The following is an 18,755-nucleotide window of genomic DNA, read 5'->3' as shown; positions in this document are numbered from 1 at the left end:
TTAAGATGAAAAACTTTATCTGTCTTTTGGGGCTGTTGGCAATCATCTGCTCAAATTCTTTTGGGCAAGGCGTAACGGATGTAGTGATCCAGGGCCCATCCCAAGCCAATGTCGGAGAAACTATCCAGTTTCAGGTATTATTTTACAGCAATGGGAACCAGATCGCCCCTCCGTCAGGCGGCAGCTATTTTTGGGAGGATGGCGGATTGTCCGGTTCTTCCAGTTCTATGAATTCATTGACAGGGTATTTTGGCTATCCAGGTACTTTACTAATTGGATATGAATACTCGAATGCCGGAAATTACTATTTTGCTAGTATTTCTGTAACCATCGTAGGCGATTATTGTTCGAACGTAACAGCTTCGGCACCGGACGGGAGCAGAGTGGGGCCTGGAATTGTTCAGCTTAGTGCTGATGCCGCTCCTTCCGGTTTTTCCTATGTCTGGTATGATACAAACCAGACGACGCTGGTTTACAGTGCAAAGGATTTCCCCACACCCACTCTCACCACCTCTAAAACGTATTATTTAGGATATAAGCATACGGCCACGAACTGTATTTCTGATCTGGTTCCTGTAAAGGCTCTGATCAACAATTATAATTCCGTAAAAAAATATTCAGCCAGGATCCCCAGTACGAATAAAAGCACATTGATTACAGGAGGCGCGAGCACTTCGTATAAAACGTTTGATTATTTTGATGCGCTGGGGCGACAATCCCAGACGGTACTTAAACAGTCAACCATTTCAGGTAAGGATCTAATTACTCCTGCAGCTTACGACCAGTTCGGTAGGCAGGAAAAAGAGTATCTCCCTTATGCCCGGGCAAATGGAACGGAATCAGGGAATTTTCGTCCCTCTGCCATCTCCGAACAAAACAGTTATTATACATCCCTTTACCAGACCAATCCCATTGGCTATTCGCAAAAGAAATTTGAGCCTTCCCCGCTGAACAGGGTGGATAAACAGGCTGCCCCGGGCGCAGCCTGGAAAATGGGATCCGGGAAAGAGACAAAATTCTTGAGAAGGCCTAATGTCACAGGTGCTTCCGGGGATAGTGTGAGGATTTTCACGGTTAATGCTGCTGGGTACCCTGTTCCGGGTGCACTGTATGCCGCCAATACGCTCTGGGTTGAAACTGTCCAGGATGAGGACAACAAAACAGTTGTTGAATATACCGATAATCTAGATAGGGTTATATTGAAGAAAGTACAGAATACAGCCGCGGCAGTATATAAAGGGCATGGAGGTTGGCTGTGTACTTATTATGTTTACGATGACTTGGGACAGCTCAGAGTGGTAATCCCTCCCTTGGCGGTAGAACTGATAGCAAAGGCAGGATGGACGGTTGCATCCAGTACAAATGAGACAACATCTGCAGAGTTATATTTCAGGTACTTCTATGACGGCAGGGGCAGGCAAATCAAAAAAGTCCTGCCCGGGAAAAGTGTAGAATATTATCTCTATGACAGCCAGGATAGGCAGGTAGGTTTTCAGGACGGTAACCTGCGGAGTAAAAAGCAGTGGCTATACACCAAATATGACGGACTAGGGAGAGCGGTGCTTACGGGGCTAACCACAAGCACGGACTCCATGAATGTTCTCCAGGCAGCCCTGAATACAGGGAACAATAATGCTTCAGTGAAAGCAAATACGGCAAAAATTAAAACGGGAACAACCATTACTTCTGCCAAATATGACGGCTATCAGGAGTATGTGGCCTCTACCTCGATCACCCTCAAGGACGGATTCAGCATGAAGGCAACGGGAAACCAGAGCTTCACGGCCAGGATCGGCACACCACCCGCTTCCGGTTCGGCAAGCGCATGGCCAGCAGATGAGGGTGAAATCCTTACAGTAAATTACTACGATTCCTACCAGTTTCTGCCAGGAATGACGTATAGCGCGGCTACAAATTTTGCTCCCCAGGCAAGTATCCGGATCCATGGGCTGCAAACGGGCAAAAAGGTAAAAAACCTCGAGACCGGGGAGTTTTATACCACTGCGATTTTTTATGACGATGATGGAAGGGTGATCCAGACGCTGGGACAGCACCAGGTAGGAGGGACGGTAAGGTCATCTACTGCCTACAACTTTGAAGATCAGCCGACCAGAAGTCTGATCACCAATTCCCTTTCTTCCAAGTATACGGTTTTGAGAACCTATGCCTACAACGTGATAGGGGAGCTATCCACCGTTACTCATAAAGTGGGGGATGGTGCCGTAAAAACCCTGGTACAATACACCTACGATGATCTGGGAAGGCAGACAGAGAAAACCTTTCCGACCGTGGCCTCTAATGCAACCCAGAAAAGCACCTATAATATCAGGGGCTGGTTGACTGCACTCGGTAAAGGGTTTGACGGAATCTTCACCCAATCACTCAGTTATAATTCCACAGGGATCAATAACGGCAACATTGCTCAGATCTCATGGACAGGAGGACAAGATGCTACTTCCCGCACCTATACCTATTCCTATGATAACGCAAACAGGATAAAGGCTGCCACCTTCTCAGGGGATGCTTCAAAGAATTTTAGCCTGAGTGCGATCACCTATGACGGGAACGGGAACATCAAGACCATGAAGCGGAATAACCAGAGGACTTCTACAACCTGGTCTATTGTAGACGACCTGGTCTATTCTTATCACTCAAGCGGCAACCGTCTTTCGCAGGTAAGAGATATCAATACAGTTTTAGGTTATCTCTCTCAGGATTTTAAGGAAAGAAGTACCACAGGGTATGGGTATGATGCCAACGGAAACCAGAAAAGTAATCTGGATAAGCAGATAAGCTTAATATCCTATAACCATCTGAACTTACCCGCTGAGATCAGTTTCACTGCAGGAGCCAAACTAAAATTTGCCTATGATGCCGAGGGGAATAAATTGACGCAGAAGGTTTACAACAGCAGTGGGTCCTTGACCAAGACACAGGATTACATCGGTGAAACAGTTCTTCTAAACGGAGGTCTTGATTACCTAATGCATGAGGAAGGAAGGTTTGTTGCTGAAGACGGAGAGCTCTGGGGTGAGTTCTATGTAAAGGATCACCTGGGGAATGTGCGTCAGGTACTGCGCAGCCCAGTTAGTCAGGTCTTTTTAGCCACCATGGAGACACAGAGTGCGGAAACGGAAGAGATTGAGTTTTCGATGGTATCTGAATCCAGACAGACCGAACCGGAGCATAACGTGACCGAAGGCGGAAACAAGGTGGCCTGGCTGAATGCGAGTAGAGGCAGAATGGTAGGCCCCGGAAGAACCCAGGAGATCTATGCGGGTGACAGCCTGAAACTGCAGGTCCACGGCAAGTACCTAGAAGACAAGAAACAGAAAGCCAGTGCGGCCAGCTTTATGGCGGCAGGAGGGAAGGAAAGACTGGTGACTGACCTGAACGAGCTGGCGGTTAGTACCCAGCGTGCGGGCGGTGCCAACCCGATAGCATTACTGAACCTTGCTGATATCTTGGCTAAGGATCTGCAGAAGAAGGAAGCCCCTGAGGCCTACTTGATGTATGCGCTCTACGATCAGGACAGCAACAGGTATGAGGTAGGAAAGAAAGTCCTCTCTAAAAATGCGGCAAACCAACACGAGGTGTTGGAAGAGAATATGTATATTTCCAAAGACGGATATATGGAAACCTTTGTGGTAAACGAAACGGCAGAGGATGTCTGGTTTGACAATATGATGGTGATGAGTGTTAATTCGGCCATCGTGCAGGAGACCCATTATGACCCCTGGGGCTTGGAGCTGAAAGGACTAGGCTTTCAATATGGGGGGATCAAGGCGAATAAGTACCTTTACAACGGGAAGGAGCTTCTGGATGACCTAAATCTTGGTTTATATGATTATGGGGCACGTTATTACGATCCTGTCATAGGGCGCTTTCATACAATCGATCCCAAAACGGAGACATACAATTCATGGTCCCCTTATCTATATGGAGCAAACAATCCAATTAGGTATGAGGACACAAACGGAGAGGGCCCAGGAGACAAAGTATTGGGCTTCCTTGTGGCTGTTGTAGACAATGCCTCTGGGGGCTTCACTGATGTCCGTCAAATGGGTGCAAGGTTTGTCAGTCAGGGAGGGGCTTCGGATTATAATCTCGGCCAGGACGCAGGAGATATCTACAGCATTACTACGGGTGTAGGATTGGTTGACGGTGGTAGTGCTGCTGTTGCAGGTGGAACTGCTGTCACCTTGGTGTCAGGCGGTACTTTAACACCTGGGTCTGGATTAGCGGTGGCTGGTGGAGCGGCAGCAGTGCTCGAAGGCACTGTTTTGGCTGTTTCTGGTTATAATAATCTCACAAATCAGAAAGGGAGACTAAATGCTGAGGGAAACGGATATGCTCCAAAAGAAGGGCTTTCTCGAAAACCAAATGGAGAACCTCAAGCGGATCCTAAGGCAACTGGACCACATACTCAATTGGGCACTAAAGAGGGAAGAAACGGTAATTATAGACAGGCTAGGGAATTCGACCAGAGTGGTAATCCTTTAAAAGATATAGACTTTACTGACCATGGAAGGCCGAGTAATCATCCTAATCCTCATCAACATGTGTATAAACCTAATCCTTCTGGGGGAACACCTATGAGATCTAAAAAAGCTGAACCAGTTAAAACAGATAATTTATAATGGAAAAAATTGAAATACATGGAAATGACGACATGGTGTTGTCAGTTTCTCTATTTGACATTTTAAACTGTATTGAAAATGGCCAAAACTTATATTGGAAGATATTGTGGCTTGAAGCTATTGGCGACTTAGGTGATAAGACAATGCTGAAATTTGAAAGGGAAGTAAATAATTCAATTAATGGCTATGAAATAAGTTGGAAGAAGTTAATAAATCTATCCCTAAAATTTTCACAAGTAATTGAGATTTTAATAATTGCAGATAAAGATGAATTAAAAGTTAAAAGATACTTGAATGATGATGTTATGCATAAAGAGTGTACTTTTACTATTGAACTAATTGATTCTTCATACTGGGTTGTTCATTCTAACAACATTTCATTAAATCCTATGCTTAACATATTAAATAAAAAATAGAAAAGATTAAATTTTTCGTTTTATGATAGTAAGGAATAGTTGAGTATATGCAAAAATGATATCCTACACGTAATAAATAATTTATTTTGCTAGCTCTACAAATCATGTCGTTGATCAGAGGGTAAATCAAGTACAAAATTTGCCAAAAAAACTAATGATAAATAAAAATTTGATTAAACTAACGAAATTTATAGGATTACTTTCAGCGTGCCAACTCATGTTCTGCTGTTATGAAAATATGCAAGACCAATTTCAAATCATAGCAGAAAGTGGTCAGAATAAGGCCATTTTCAAGTATGATGGTAATATTTATAATTTTGAATTTAATGATTCTTTGTGGTTTTTGACCGAATATGGGATTTTAAGTGATGATGGGAATTTGTTTACTAATTTTAAATATAATCCTAATGGAACTTTACAATCTTTAAAATACCCTAATAAGGGTGAGTCTGTTTCTCAAGATTTTGATAATAGAGTAATTAAGGAACAAGTTACCACATCAGATAATAATACTGAAATTAAAAATATTATAAAACAACAGGATATTAAGCATTAGTCGGTTTATTATAATGATAGGGAAATTTATTTTGCGAGTTATGAAAATAATCAAAAGACCTATAATACTTTTAAGCTTATTGAAGTTGAAAAAAGGAAAAATGAAAAAACTACGACCATAGTTCTTCGAAATGATTTTCCTTTTAATGAGATTTGAAATTTTCTACAAGAAAATTTGAATATCCACTTCGAGTAAAAAGAAGATCTAATAATGAGTATGAGTTGGAATGTGAAATAGGAGATGAGAAAATAAGTGAGCTTATATTAGATATAGAGATATTACCTTCTGAAAATGATACATGTTTGAACTCAATATATGCTCAAGTCTTCCGTTTCTGAACTTCATGACTTTTTTTATTTGATAGTGATGATGATAGGTGGTTTGTTTAGCATTTTTGAATGATTGTAATAGAATTGTTTTATATAGTAATAGAAGTTTAAGATTAAAGTATTCGAGATAACAAATATGAAGAAAACAGTTTTTAGAATTGCCGCCGGACTTCTTGCGGTTTTAAGTCCGGCCCTTGTTAAAGGCCAGGCCATCACGGTTCCAAATAACAGTGGTGGGAATCCATTTTATCTGTGGGCAAATGGTAACAGTACATCGACATCCCATATGCGAGTCGGGACTGATTATAGTCACCAGGGAGATGCAGCGCTTGAGATTTGGCAATATTTCGATAATGCAATACCACCCCAGCCGGGAAAGGTGATCGTCAACGGGAACCTTGGGGTGGGTACCTCAAATCCAACCAGCAGACTTTCGGTAAATGGAAACATAAGGGCCCATGAGGTGAAATTGGAACTGACAGGCTGGCCAGACTTTGTTTTTGAGCCCACATACAGCCTACGCTCCCTGTCCGAGGTGGAATCCTTTATACTTGCAAACAGGCACCTGCCCGATATCCCCAGTGAAAGCGAAGTACTGGCGAACGGAATTGAACTGGGGGCAATGGATGCAAAACTCCTCCAGAAAATAGAAGAGCTTACCCTCTACATGATCGCCATGGAAAAGAAAATAAAGGAACAGGATCTGTTGATCGAAAAGTTGCTAAACAGGGAATAATGGTTTTTTCTAAAGGAACAGGATTTGTCAATGGGGCGATTATTTGCCTTTTCCTGGTATTGATGTGTAGTACTGTTGCTGCACAGTCATTTCCAGGGAATAAGATAAAACTCCCTGCCCCATCTGTTTCCGGATCACTTCCCAAGCTTCCCGCCAAACCTGAAATCCCTTACCTGGAAGAGCTTAAGCAGATCCAGTCACTGAAGAAGTCTTATGATTCCCTGCGCAGGGAACTTAAAGACCTCAGGGAAATCACTGCTGACAGCACACAAAGGGACAGCCTGTTTAACCTGGCCAAGGATAGGAGCAGGGAAGTGCTGGAACAGGAAAGCAAAACACTGGAAAGCCTGGTCCAAAGCGAGGATATCCCCGGAGAAGAAATCAAGAATGCCACAAAAAACACACTGGAGCGGGTGAATGAATCCAAAGCAAGGATAGAAGATATCCATGAAGTTGCTGATCTGGAATCCCTGGTGGACCAGAACAACGAAAACCTCAAGGCACTGACCAATGAATGGCTCATGCCCAAAGTGGAAGAACAGCTTACAGGAATAGTAAAAGAAGGGGTTGACCCCAGGAGCGCACAGCTCCCGGACTTCTACGGTAAGGATGCCCTGGCAGAGCTGACTAAAAATGGCTTGCCCTCGGATATTCCTTTTGAGCAGGCCAAGGAACTTGCGAAAGAGAAGGCCGAGCATATCAGTGATGAATACATCCAACAGGCAGGAAAGGACTTTTCCAAGTTGAAGATCGATTCACTTGGGAATATAAAGACGATTCCCTCCGAGCTGAAAAACAAGAAGAAAGAATTTTTTGAGCCAAACCGGTTAAAAGGAGTCCCTGTTGTCCACCGGATCGGGATGATGCTGTGGTATGATCCGCTGACCTCCTTTGGTGATGGACTGCTGCTGGATTACGGACTGTCCTATTCCTTTTCCCAGCAGTTCTCCCTGCTGGGAGGGGTGAGCTGGAAAAAGCAGTTTGACGATAAGGAGAAATTGAGGAGAGAAGGTGTGGGAATGTTTACGGGAGTACGTTTTGCCAAAGGCAACTGGTTTGCACAGGGCACAGTAAACCGGAACCGGGTAACCGTCGCCAACCCGAAAGGCTATGAGTCCAGGGATTTTGAGGGGAAAGCCTGGGCTTCCGCCTTTGCGGTTGGAAGGACCATCCCGATGGGCAATACAATCCGCTCAGTGGTGATGGGTTCTGTTGATCCGTTCTTTGACAAAAGATCCAGCTTGTACAAAAGCAGGGTACAGCTGAAGATCGGCTTTGAGATCGGTTCCTTCAGGAAGATCAAAAAGGAAGTCAAGGAGCTAATCCCCATTGATGAACTGAAAGATAAAGGGGAAGAAAAGGTAGAGTATTATCTGAAGGATGTTGGGGAGTCCGATTTTTTATAAGGCGTGGATTGTCCTATTGATTATTGTATTGTAGGCAGTTTAGGAGTAGGTTTTATTTTATGTACCATGTTCAGTCTGTTTAATACAAATTTATTGATGTTTTTCTTTTTGCAGCATTCCTGCAGCCATCTATGCTGTCTGATGGGATCCAGTGAACAAAAACGATTTTTTGCCGATAACATGTAAAGCTTTACATCAGGCGCATAACCATCCTTCAGGAAATCGTTTGCCTTCTGAACAGGATAAACTGCTGACCAGAAAGCTGGTTAGAATCGGCAGGGAACTGGATCTTTCTGTTCTAGATCATATCATTGTTACTGCAGATGGGTATTATTCCTTTGCTGATGAAGGGGAGCTTTAGGTTTCCTTTTTTATTATTTGAACTGACTGTAAGCATTCCAACTTCTGATTTCAGTGTGAGATAATTCCTTATGTTGCTAGTTTCTTCATACTTATGAAGACAAAGGAATTCTCAAGATTTAAGAGGTTAGATCAGTTAAGAAAATGTCTTGAATCCGGAGACATAGAATTAACACAAGATGACCTGGAGAAAGTCTACGAACTTATAAGAAAATTTTGTAAATTAGCTGTAAATCAAATAGTTAAATAAAGTGGAGGTTGATTTGTATATTCGTGTGAGTACTGACGAACAGGCTGATAAGGGTTATTCCCAAAGGTCTCAATTTGAAGTCCTTACAAGGCATTGTGAGCAAAATTTTTATAAGGTCAGGCATGTGATTTACGAGGATCACAGTGCAAAAACATTTGATCGTCCAGAATGGCAGAAATACCTTAGTCGAATTAAAAATAATAGAGGTAGAAAAAAGGGCCTAATACTTTTTACAAAATGGGATAGATTCAGTAGAAATGCTGGAGATGCATATACGATGATCAATCTGTTGAAGGTGAGTAATATTGAGCCCCAGGCCATAGAGCAACCATTGGATATGGCGATTCCCGAATCCAAAATAATGTTGGCTATATACTTGGCCACGCCTGAAGTAGAGAATGATAGAAGAGCCCTAAATATTTTTTATGGGATTAGGAGAGCGACTAAAGAAGGAAGATATCTAAAGAAAGCGCCCTATGGATACAAAAATAAAGCAAAAGAAGACGGCACTAAATTCATTGATGTTGTTGATAAGGAAGCTGGGATAATTCGTGAAGCATTTAATTTAGTAGCTACAGGTGACTTCTCTGTCGAACATGTTTTTAGAAGTATGAGGGAGAAAGGATTAAGAATGAGCAAGGCGAACTTCTGGCGAATGCTAAGAAGCAAACATTACATAGGAAAGATCTTTGTTGCAGCATTTAAAGATGAGGATGCCCATTACGTTGAAGGGCAGCATGATGGGATTGTTGACTTACTCACTTTTAAAAACGTACAGGATATTTTGGATGGAAAAAGAAGTGCAAAGATTAGAAAATCGAAACCCTTACTTAGTGATCGTTTGCCGCTAAGAGGTTTTCTTTTTTGCCCCATTTGTGAAAAGAATATTTCTGGAAGTGGAAGTAAGAGCAAAACAGGAAAGTACCATTACTATTATCATTGCAAGTCTCCCTGTAAATTCAGGATCCGCGCAGAAATTGCAAACAATAGTATTTCACAATTATTAAATGATTTCACTGTAAGACCAGAGATAGTTTCTTTTATTAAGGACGAAATCACCGGGTTGCTGAATATAAAGCTTAACCATAACAATCAGAATCGTGATGGTTTGATGGCGAAGATTGAGAAGGCAAACAGCAAATTAAAAAAAGCGAGGGATCTTCTTATGGAGGATAAGATTGATTCAGAAGATTTCAATTCAATAAAAAGAGAGTGCCAAAGAGAAATTGACAGCAGTGAAAATCAGATTTCGGCATTGAAGCTAACCCCTAAAAAAGACTTTAAGGTAATGATAGACAGGGGTTTGATGGTGATGGGTAGGCTTGGAGAGTTATATGAAAATGCGAGTGTCGAGGAGAAGAAAATTATACTGAGTTCGACTTTTTTTAAAAAATCAGTTTTCAGGGCGAAAAAGTTCGAACCCCCGAAGTCAACAAGTTTGTTAATCTTATCTATCTGATAAATAAGGGATTGTCTTCAAAAAAGAAAGGCACAAATCCTTCAAAATCGGATTTGTGCCGTCAGGTGGAGCTGCAGGGATTCGAACCCTGGTCCAGATAAGGAAACACCGTACCGTCTACATGCTTAGTCACCTGTTGGGTTTTCGACCGGATTATGCTGGGTGACACACCTGAATCCGGCTTAGCTATTTGTCTTATACCTGCTTAATAGCATCACAGGCAGCAGTCCGATCAAGTCGACACCTCAGATCCACCCGGATCAGACAACGGGCGGTGAGATGTGGCCGGGGAATTACTCTCGTAACTCAACCCTTTAAGCTTTCTTTCCTGTTAAGGTAAGATTAGGCAGCCATAGCGTAAGATTCTTCGCCATTTATAGTGCATATGAATTTTTCAAGGCCGTACATACTCCAGCCTGCATGCGAGCCCGATCTTTACACTTACTGTCAAAACCGGTCAGCCCCATTTGAAATAGGATGACAAAAGTAATACAATTTTGGTTCCCTTGGTGAAGAGTTTTCTCACCTCTGAAAAACCTTTATTAATTTGAATTTTCATGGGGTTGTAAATCAAATAATTGGCGAAAATTGTCTGAAAATGCCATACTTTGGGCTTCCTGAGTATGGAGTTTTTTATATCTTGCGGTGATGGAAAATTTCGTCGTTTCGGCAAGAAAATACAGACCGGCAGATTTCAAAAGCGTAGTAGGACAGCAGCATATCACTACCACGCTGCAGAATGCCATAAAAAACAATCACTTAGCGCAGGCTTTTTTGTTTTGTGGTCCACGTGGGGTGGGTAAAACTACCTGCGCCCGCATCCTGGCGAAGACAATTAACTGCACAAATCTCCAGACGGATTTCGAAGCTTGCGGTACATGCGAATCCTGTGTTTCTTTTCAAAACAACAGCTCCTTCAACATCTATGAACTCGATGCGGCTTCGAATAACTCGGTAGATGATATCCGTAACCTGGTAGATCAAGTACGTTATGCCCCTCAGAAAGGGCAGTACAAAGTATATATCATTGATGAGGTTCACATGCTCTCAAACCAGGCCTTCAATGCCTTTTTGAAGACCTTGGAGGAACCTCCGAAGTATGCCATCTTTATTTTGGCTACTACCGAGAAACACAAAATCATACCTACTATTCTTTCCCGTTGTCAGATTTTTGATTTCAACAGGATTCAAATTCTGGATATAGCAGTACATCTAAAGTACATCGCGGAGAAGGAAACCGTAGATTATGAGGAGGAGGCCCTCCGGTTGATCGCCACCAAAGCTGACGGGGCGCTTCGGGATGCATTGTCGATGTTCGATTTGATAGTGACCTATTCCGCGGGTAAAAAAGTGACCTATCATGAGACTATAGGCAATCTTCATATTCTGGATTACGATTACTATTTTAAAGTCGTAGATGCCTTGGTTTCCGAGAATCTTTCTCAGGTTTTATTGATTTTTGATGAGATTCTGAAGAAAGGGTTTGATGGTCACAATTTTATAGTTGGACTCTGCGAGCATTTCAGAGATCTTTTGGTAGCGAAGGATCCGGCGACTGTGGAATTGATAGAGGTATCAGAGTCGGCTAAAGAGCGCTATCTGCAGCAAACAGAAGCTGCTTCGGCCTCGTTTTTACTATCTGCGTTGAACATCGCTAACCAATGCGATATCCATTACAAGACCTCCAAGAATCAGCGCTTACATGTAGAATTGGCTTTGATGAAAATGGCAAAGCTTCCGCAGGCTTTCCGTCTGTCCATGATGGCAGCTGAAGACACAAAAAAAAAAGCCTGACAGCCTCAGAGCCTGAGCTGCCTAAAGAACCTATTCCTCTTCCTACAACTTCGGGTGCTGCCAAGACTAGTTTATTAAAGACTATTTCTATTCCAAAAAATCTTGGGCATACCAAGCAATTGGCTGATCAAAAAGCCAAGGTCGAGCTTCAGAATGCCAAAGCCAAGGTGAGTGAAGAGGTAGTCGAAGTAATACAGGCGGGAAGAGATCTCACCCAGGAAATATTGGATGAGGTATTTCCAAAAGTAAGAGAACACTTTCAGAAGCTTGGGAAAAGCATGGAACTGGCAATTCTTGGCGAATCTATGAAAATGAATGAGGATGGCTTGGTAGTCCTGGAAGTAATGGGGCATGTCCAGGAAGAACTTGCTTTGAAGATGAAACCTGAACTTATCCGAATTGTAAGAGAACTGGGAAGAGTCAATCTTTTTAAAATAGAATTGGAATTGAAGGAAGAACTGGAGTCTGAGCGAAACAAGCTTTATACCAGTACGGATAAATTTAATTTTTTGAAGGGCAAGCATGCGGCGCTTGGAGAGTTTCAGCGGAGATTTGGCCTGGAGACAGACTTCTAGAAATCCAGGGATATTCCGAAGTTTATTAGGTTCTGTAGCTGTACAGCTTGCCTGGATGAGCCATCATCCTGTTTGATAAATACCTCCTCATCGTAGATCAAAACAGTTTCTATACGGGTGGAGATAAACTTGTTTACTTTCATTCGGATCACGGAATTGAAGTTGACCACCATATTTCCAAATACCTCATAGTTAGAGAAGAGGTTAATGTCAGACTTCCATGTGATGTTTTTCATCAGCTGGATGTCCACTACTGAGGCTGCTAAAGAAACCCCTGCCTCTGCTCTTACATTTTCCCCGGGAACTACCCCGAATGCACCCGCTCTGCTAAGCGAATCATCCAGTACTATTGTAAATCGTCCGGTAAATGGGGAAAGAATTACAGAGATTTTACTTTTATCCTTGTAGGTTTTCCGGTAGTTAAGACCCGTCGAAGATTGTATATAGCCTGGGGACAGCAGATCAGAAATTTTGGTACGGACTTCCACGTCACTTCCCGAAGGTCTTGCGTATTTGTATCCGGCAAGAAGCTGGGTTCTGGCATCTAGCTGGGTAGATAGATAGAAGAACTCTGAAAGCTCTCTACCATAGTTGCTTACAAAGGTGAAGTTGTCATTAGTCTTCCGGGTCTGATAAGCTCTATCCTCCTGTCGGTTGAAACCTAAACTGACGGTGAGCTGAGTATCCCACACTTTGTTGTCCTTTTTGTAATTAGCAAATAGGCTCAGGCCGGAATTCAGCGCAAACGTACTGGCACCACCGGCTGCCCAATTGGATAAGGTGACCTGTTGGATATTGAGGTTGTAATTACCCCCTGTTTTCCAAAAGATCTCCTTTACGGGCTCATCTATCAACAGGGAGTCTCCCAGCATCAGCAATGTATCTCCATTGATAAGTACCGTATCGGGGATATACTGCCTATCCTGAGCCTTAACAGTCTGGCTGAGGCATACTAGAAATAATCCAAAAATCAGGAGATACTTTGACATTTAAAAAGCTTAGGGAATGGCTGATTAGGGACGAAAGATAACCAATTTCTGTCCAATGGAAATGATGTTTTGAGTTCCGATATTGTTCCAATTCTTTAATTGATTGACAGTGACACCGTACTTTTTGCTGATGGCAAACAGTGTTTCTCCACTAACAACGGTATGGGTAAATTTGGAAGACGCTGATCCCGAAGTATTATTTTGGATTGCAGGCCTGGATGATGGCTGGCTAGCCGAAGAGCCAGTGGCAGTAGTGGCCACTGCCGTTCTGGTTGGTGCTTGAGTGTTCAAGTTTACTCTTGGTATTTCCTCTCCGCGCTTTCGGTGTTCTTGGAGATTGAGCACCATTCCAGCTTTCAGATCACTATCTTTTCTAATTCGGTTTTTAGACTTCAGGGCAGCTAGCTTGATTCCGTATTTCTGGGAGATACTCCATAAGGTTTCTCCGGGTCTCACGATATGCGTGGCCACTTCAGCACTGGCTTTCTTTTTCTCGGTATAGTAATATTCCCCGGCTTCGATTCGCTCTCCTTTGTCCAAATCATTTAGTCTTCTTAGTTTATTTTCCCTTAGGCCCACTCTGTCTGAAAATGTACTTTGAGTAGTGGACTGAGCTGCCTGTACACCATCAAGGTTATTGACTTTGATCTGATCAGGCTGTGAAGCTTTGGTTGTATTTCCGGAAATTCTCGGGTACGAATCTGCTTGTTTATAGGCAGGGGAAGAATTTGCAGTTGCTGCGTTTCCGGTTTTCGGTTGTGATTCCGTGATGATTGCAGGTTGTATAGGAGCAGATCCATCTTTCACATAGACTACTGTATATGCCCTGTCTCCGGGGATTTTCCCGTTCCGTGTCCATAGATTATATTCTTGTAAATGTTTTTCGGTTACCCCATATTTTTTTGCCAGAGCTGTCAGTGTGGTAGGGCCTTGTACGCGCTCTTCCACCATATACCTACCACTGCTTGTAAGCATTATCGTCGGGCTTCCAAAGGCAATTTTATGGGCCAGGAATTTTTTGAAATACCAGTGGGTATTGCGATCCACATCCACTAAGCGCTTTCCATTGTATTGAGTGCCAAAATAAGCTTTGGCTCCGCCTAAACCCATCTGATAGGACACCAAAGCACACATCCAGTTGTCAAATGAATTATTGTGTTTTTGAAGATAAAGTGCTGCGCCTTTAGTGGAAGAGACGATATTTTTCCGCTCATCGATCTGATTGTCTACCCTAAGAAAAACCTCTTCGGCAGTACCCTGCTTAAACTGCCAAAATCCAACAGCGTTCGAAGTAGATACCGCATCTCCTATCAGGCCGCTTTCCTGGATTACCAGGTATTTCAGGTCTGTAGGGACACCTACGTTTCTGAGTTCCCGTTCGATGATCGGCATATACAGATTGACCCGTTCTTGTTTTATTTTAAAATAGGAGGGGTTGCGATACTGTGCATCCACATCCAATTGTATTTCCCGACGGGCCTGAGGGTTGATTCTTACTATGAGGTCTGCAAATTCCAGTTCAGCAGGAACCTGAGGGATTTGAGCCATGGACTCGTGCCCAAAAAGAACTAGCAGGATGAAAATTAAATAGGTGATCTGTGTTTTTTTCATTCGAAAAAGGCTTTCATCGTCGTGTTGGCCTCATTTTAGCAAAAATGATTCCCCTTTTCGTCTCCCTTAGATTTTTCTTGCTATCATCACTCCATCACGTATGGGGAGCAAGGCATTTTCCACACGGGGATCATTCTGAATCATGGTATTAAAGTCCAGAATTGCCTGGGTATTCTTGTCAACAGCCTGGTTTTTGTCTACCAGAATTTTTCCGGACCATAGCACATTATCAGCTAGAATAATGCCGCCGGGATTCATCTTATCAATTATCAATTCGTAATAATTGCTATAGTTGATTTTATCCGCATCGATAAAAACCATGTCGAAGGGGCCGGGAAGTGTCGGGATGATTTCCATCGCATTTCCCAGTCTGTAATCGATTTTGTCGGCGAGACCACTTTCTTCAAAAAATCCCCGGACCATCGTTTCCAGCTCATCATTGATATCCAGCGTGATGAGCTTTCCTCCTTTTCCCAATCCTCTCGCCATGCAGATGCCGGAATATCCGGTGTAGGTGCCGATTTCCAAGATTGTTTTGGGGTTTTGCATTTTGGTAAAAAGCTCCAGTAATTTCCCCTGCAGATGGCCTGAGAGCATTCGGGGCATCATCACTTTGGCCTGAGTCTCCCGGGTGATTTTCCTAAGTAGAGAATCTTCTTTGCTACTATGATCTTCGCAATAAATTAAAAGAGCAGGGTCGATGAATTCCATGATTATTGGGGGATATAAGTGAGGAAAGTAAGTTGGTCTGGGTTAAACATTTCCTGGGCAATTTCCTGGATTTCTTCCGCAGTTGTATTTCTGATCTGATCAAAAATACTTTCCAACGGATCTACTTTCCCATGATCCAGCAGGCTTTTTCCATACACAAGCATCAACGCTGAGTAATTCTCTTCTGCCATGGCCATCTGACCTATCGCCTGCTCCTTTGCCATGTGAAGCTGAAGGGTGCCCAGCTTTGTATTGGCCATTTTACTCATTTCTTTGAGCACCAATGCTTGGGCTTTTTTCAGTGTCTTTCCCTCGGTGCCAAAGTAAATCCCCAAGAAACCAATATCCGAAAATGGCTGATAGCTGGATTCTATGCTATAGACGTAACCGTGTTTTTCGCGAAGCATAAGGTTTAGGCGGCTGTTCATACTTGGTCCTCCCAGTATGTTATTTAGAAGATAAAGCTTAAACCGGCTTTTGTCATAGAGCGAATAAGCCGGTCGTCCAATGGCACAGAGTGACTGGCTAACATCCCGCTCCTGAATTTTTATCTTTGGTACATAGGTATTAAAATTACTACGGACGTAAAGACTTCTCTTAGTTTGGATCTGGGATAAAGGTCCTTCTATCCCGTGAAGTGCCTTCGAGAAAGAAATATTTCCTACCACTGAAAATACCAGTCTGGAAGTGTCTAGCCGGGTGGAAATAAAATCAAAGAAATCCTGTTGTGTAAAACTCCCTACGGTTTGTTCCGTTCCCAGAATATTCCTTCCCAAGGCATGATTTTCAAAGACCAACTCGTCCAGTTCATCCTGAATTGCATCATCTGGGGAATCGCGGTACATAGCCATTTCTTCAAGAATAACCTGGCGTTCCTTTTCTATTTGTTTTTCTGGGAAAGTACTGTTAAAAGTAATGTCGAAGAGTAATTCAGAAGCTTTAGTATAATGTTCCTTTAAAGTAGAAGCGTAAAAGCACACCTTTTCTTTTGTAGTGTAGGCATTGAGCTCTCCGCCGAGTGATTCCAGACGATTGAGAATGTGGAAAGTTTTGCGCTTTTTAGTGCCTTTGAAGGCCATGTGCTCCCAAAAATGAGCCAGCCCTTCTTGTTCCTTGCTCTCATCTCTACTTCCAATATCTAAAATAAATCCGCAATGAACTAGTCTGGTATGGGTAACTTCCTGATGGACAATCCGAATGCCGTTGCTTAGTTCTTTAATGTTTAATTCCATGCTTTAATTTACCCTTTCGGTAATATACAAAGTAACACAGGAAATTAGTTCCGGATGAATTTCTGACCTGATTTCTGACCTAGAATTAGTAACTTTCCATTTCGGAATCAGAAAGAATCCATGAGTAAGCATTATTCAAATTCCTTGCTTGAGGCGATTTGTGAAAATTTAGAGTTTCCTTCTGCTAGCTTGGGATGACCTGTAAAAACCATATGATTTGTACGTGAAATCGAGCATGTATTCCAGTGTGAGATTCCATATGACCGCTGAGAAATAAAAAATAAGCAGATGAAATCGATCATGTTGCAGGCAACACACAGAGGAATGATTATAATGCATGCGAGATTCCATATGGCCCTTAAAAGACAAAATATAATCATATGAAATACCAACCTCTTCCCAGTTCACTTTACATCAAGAACCGTGAGAAATTTTGCTACAGACTCGCTGAGAGCAGCGTAGCGATTTTCAATTCCAATGACATCATGCCTACTAATGCTGATGGTACTATGCGGTTTCGCCAGAATAACGATTTATTTTATCTTACAGGAATTGACCAGGAAGAGACTATTCTGCTGGTGGCACCTGACTGCCCCAACCCTCATATGAGAGAGGTGCTTTTTTTACGGGAAACCAACGAACACATAGCCATCTGGGAAGGACATAAATATACAAAGGAAGAAGCTGAAGCTACTTCAGGGATCAAAAATATTCAATGGCTTTCCAATTTTGACCAGGTATTCAACACCGTGGCCGCATTGTGCTGTAATATCTACCTGAACACCAATGAGCATTTGCGTGCCGGCGTGATAGTGGAAACCCAGGACGCCCGGTTTATTAAGAAATGCAAAGAAAAATTCCCGCTTCATACCTACCATAGATCTGCACCTATCATGCACAAGCTGCGGGGAGTGAAGGAAAAGGAGGAAATAGACCAACTACAGATCGCCTGTGATATTACCGAGAAAGGCTTCAGAAGAGTCCTTTCTTTTGTCAAACCCGGGGTAACTGAATATGAAATAGAAGCGGAATACCTGCATGAGTTTGTCAGAAACCGCAGTAAAGGATTCGCCTATGAACCCATTATAGCTTCAGGGGCTTCTGCCTGTGTTCTCCATTACATCGAAAATCACAAGGAATGTCTGGCTGGTGAAATGCTGCTGATGGATGTAGGAGCGGAGTATGGCAATTACAATGCAGATATGACCCGCACCATTCCGGTGAGTGGTAGATTTACGGAAAGACAGCGGGCCGTTTATGAGGCTGTCCTACGGGTACAAAAGGAAGCTTCCCATATATTGAGAATAGGAACCAACATTCAGGATTACCACAGGGAAGTAGGATTGATCATGCAAAGTGAATTGGTAGGTCTTGGACTGATAGACCAAACAGATATTAAAAACCAGGACCCGAATTGGCCTGCTTACAAAAAGTACTTTATGCATGGCACTTCTCACCATTTGGGTCTGGATGTGCATGATGTAGGGACTATGCACGGACCGATCAAGCCTGGGATGGTTTTTACTGTTGAGCCTGGGATTTACATTCAGGAAGAAGGTCTTGGTATCAGATTGGAAAACAACATAGTGATACAAGAGGGTAAGGGGTATTTTGACCTGATGCGAAACATCCCGGTTGAAGCAGAGGAGATAGAAGAATTAATGAATAGTTAATCAGACGTTTCACTACAT

General features: G+C 42.7%; 14 protein-coding genes and 1 other RNA gene. 10 read left to right on the top strand and 5 right to left on the bottom strand.

Annotated features, from left to right (window positions below):
* Nucleotides 1-5 precede the first annotated feature (5 nt).
* From AS141_RS08990 to AS141_RS08965, 7 genes are all read left to right on the top strand, one after another.
* Nucleotides 6-4,640: a DUF6443 domain-containing protein gene (locus tag AS141_RS08990; protein WP_057937325.1), complete on the top strand. Its 4,635-nt coding sequence runs from the start codon at nucleotides 6-8 to the stop codon at nucleotides 4,638-4,640.
* Nucleotides 4,640-5,056, top strand: a complete 417-nt coding sequence (locus AS141_RS08985; RefSeq protein ID WP_057937324.1) for a hypothetical protein — start codon at nucleotides 4,640-4,642, stop codon at nucleotides 5,054-5,056. Before AS141_RS08990 ends, AS141_RS08985 begins: the two co-directional genes overlap by 1 nt.
* Before the next feature lie 154 nt (nucleotides 5,057-5,210).
* The gene (locus AS141_RS08980) at nucleotides 5,211-5,612 is read left to right on the top strand and encodes a hypothetical protein (RefSeq protein ID WP_057937323.1); all 402 of its coding nucleotides are present in this window, start codon (nucleotides 5,211-5,213) and stop codon (nucleotides 5,610-5,612) included.
* Nucleotides 5,613-6,077: 465 nt separating this feature from the next.
* On the top strand, nucleotides 6,078-6,677 hold the full coding sequence (locus AS141_RS08975) for a hypothetical protein (protein WP_057937322.1): 600 nt from the start codon (nucleotides 6,078-6,080) through the stop codon (nucleotides 6,675-6,677).
* The gene (locus tag AS141_RS08970; RefSeq protein WP_057937321.1) at nucleotides 6,677-8,083 is read left to right on the top strand and encodes a kinetochore Spc7 family protein; all 1,407 of its coding nucleotides are present in this window, start codon (nucleotides 6,677-6,679) and stop codon (nucleotides 8,081-8,083) included. Before AS141_RS08975 ends, AS141_RS08970 begins: the two co-directional genes overlap by 1 nt.
* A gap of 169 nt (nucleotides 8,084-8,252) precedes the next feature.
* On the top strand, nucleotides 8,253-8,444 hold the full coding sequence (locus AS141_RS25965) for a JAB domain-containing protein (RefSeq protein ID WP_232424853.1): 192 nt from the start codon (nucleotides 8,253-8,255) through the stop codon (nucleotides 8,442-8,444).
* A gap of 274 nt (nucleotides 8,445-8,718) precedes the next feature.
* Entirely contained in the window at nucleotides 8,719-10,152 is a 1,434-nt protein-coding gene (locus tag AS141_RS08965) for a recombinase family protein (RefSeq protein ID WP_157243417.1), read from the top strand.
* Between the two features lie 63 nt (nucleotides 10,153-10,215).
* Here the strand turns inward: AS141_RS08965 and ssrA are convergent.
* Nucleotides 10,216-10,617, bottom strand: a transfer-messenger RNA (tmRNA) gene (gene ssrA, locus AS141_RS25960).
* A 183-nt stretch (nucleotides 10,618-10,800) separates the two neighbouring features.
* Here ssrA and AS141_RS08960 point away from each other — a divergent pair.
* Together AS141_RS08960 and AS141_RS08955 are read left to right on the top strand one after the other, a co-directional pair.
* Nucleotides 10,801-11,946, top strand: coding sequence for a DNA polymerase III subunit gamma/tau (locus AS141_RS08960; protein WP_057937319.1), 1,146 nt, complete (start codon nucleotides 10,801-10,803; stop codon nucleotides 11,944-11,946).
* Between the two features lie 119 nt (nucleotides 11,947-12,065).
* Nucleotides 12,066-12,521, top strand: coding sequence for a hypothetical protein (locus AS141_RS08955; protein WP_057937318.1), 456 nt, complete (start codon nucleotides 12,066-12,068; stop codon nucleotides 12,519-12,521).
* Here AS141_RS08955 and AS141_RS08950 read toward each other — a convergent pair.
* The 4 genes from AS141_RS08950 to AS141_RS08935 all read right to left on the bottom strand — a co-directional run bounded on the left by AS141_RS08950 (nucleotide 12,518) and on the right by AS141_RS08935 (nucleotide 17,064).
* Nucleotides 12,518-13,510 carry a DUF3078 domain-containing protein gene (locus AS141_RS08950; RefSeq protein WP_057937317.1) on the bottom strand — a complete coding sequence of 331 codons (993 nt, stop codon included), beginning with the start codon at nucleotides 13,508-13,510 and terminating at the stop codon, nucleotides 12,518-12,520. The two genes, AS141_RS08955 and AS141_RS08950, sit on opposite strands and share 4 nt — an antisense overlap.
* A gap of 24 nt (nucleotides 13,511-13,534) precedes the next feature.
* A complete protein-coding gene (locus tag AS141_RS08945; protein WP_057937316.1) occupies nucleotides 13,535-15,121 on the bottom strand; it encodes a lytic transglycosylase domain-containing protein in 1,587 nt (528 codons plus the stop codon).
* Between the two features lie 66 nt (nucleotides 15,122-15,187).
* Nucleotides 15,188-15,832 carry an O-methyltransferase gene (locus AS141_RS08940; RefSeq protein ID WP_057937315.1) on the bottom strand — a complete coding sequence of 215 codons (645 nt, stop codon included), beginning with the start codon at nucleotides 15,830-15,832 and terminating at the stop codon, nucleotides 15,188-15,190.
* Nucleotides 15,833-15,834: 2 nt separating this feature from the next.
* Entirely contained in the window at nucleotides 15,835-17,064 is a 1,230-nt protein-coding gene (locus AS141_RS08935; protein ID WP_057937314.1) for a M16 family metallopeptidase, read from the bottom strand.
* A gap of 380 nt (nucleotides 17,065-17,444) precedes the next feature.
* On the opposite strand from AS141_RS08935, the gene AS141_RS08930 reads away from it, so the two are divergent.
* The gene (locus AS141_RS08930) at nucleotides 17,445-18,737 is read left to right on the top strand and encodes an aminopeptidase P family protein (RefSeq protein WP_057937313.1); all 1,293 of its coding nucleotides are present in this window, start codon (nucleotides 17,445-17,447) and stop codon (nucleotides 18,735-18,737) included.
* Nucleotides 18,738-18,755: the final 18 nt, after the last annotated feature.

Origin of the sequence: Algoriphagus resistens, from assembly GCF_001442615.1 — a bacterium.
Lineage (GTDB): Bacteria > Bacteroidota > Bacteroidia > Cytophagales > Cyclobacteriaceae > Algoriphagus > Algoriphagus resistens.
This window is presented reverse-complemented; position numbering and strand designations above follow the sequence as displayed.

Bases quoted from the DNA above. Each gene is read 5' to 3' on its own strand.
- AS141_RS08960 (WP_057937319.1), top strand. From the start codon at position 10,801: ATGGAAAATTTCGTCGTTTCGGCAAGAAAATACAGACCGGCAGATTTC.
- AS141_RS08975 (WP_057937322.1), top strand. From the start codon at position 6,078: ATGAAGAAAACAGTTTTTAGAATTGCCGCCGGACTTCTTGCGGTTTTA.
- AS141_RS08940 (WP_057937315.1), bottom strand. From the start codon at position 15,832: ATGGAATTCATCGACCCTGCTCTTTTAATTTATTGCGAAGATCATAGT.
- AS141_RS08985 (WP_057937324.1), top strand. From the start codon at position 4,640: ATGGAAAAAATTGAAATACATGGAAATGACGACATGGTGTTGTCAGTT.
- AS141_RS08980 (WP_057937323.1), top strand. From the start codon at position 5,211: ATGATAAATAAAAATTTGATTAAACTAACGAAATTTATAGGATTACTT.
- AS141_RS08935 (WP_057937314.1), bottom strand. From the start codon at position 17,064: ATGGAATTAAACATTAAAGAACTAAGCAACGGCATTCGGATTGTCCAT.
- AS141_RS08930 (WP_057937313.1), top strand. From the start codon at position 17,445: ATGAAATACCAACCTCTTCCCAGTTCACTTTACATCAAGAACCGTGAG.
- AS141_RS08950 (WP_057937317.1), bottom strand. From the start codon at position 13,510: ATGTCAAAGTATCTCCTGATTTTTGGATTATTTCTAGTATGCCTCAGC.
- AS141_RS08945 (WP_057937316.1), bottom strand. From the start codon at position 15,121: ATGAAAAAAACACAGATCACCTATTTAATTTTCATCCTGCTAGTTCTT.
- AS141_RS08990 (WP_057937325.1), top strand. From the start codon at position 6: ATGAAAAACTTTATCTGTCTTTTGGGGCTGTTGGCAATCATCTGCTCA.
- AS141_RS08970 (WP_057937321.1), top strand. From the start codon at position 6,677: ATGGTTTTTTCTAAAGGAACAGGATTTGTCAATGGGGCGATTATTTGC.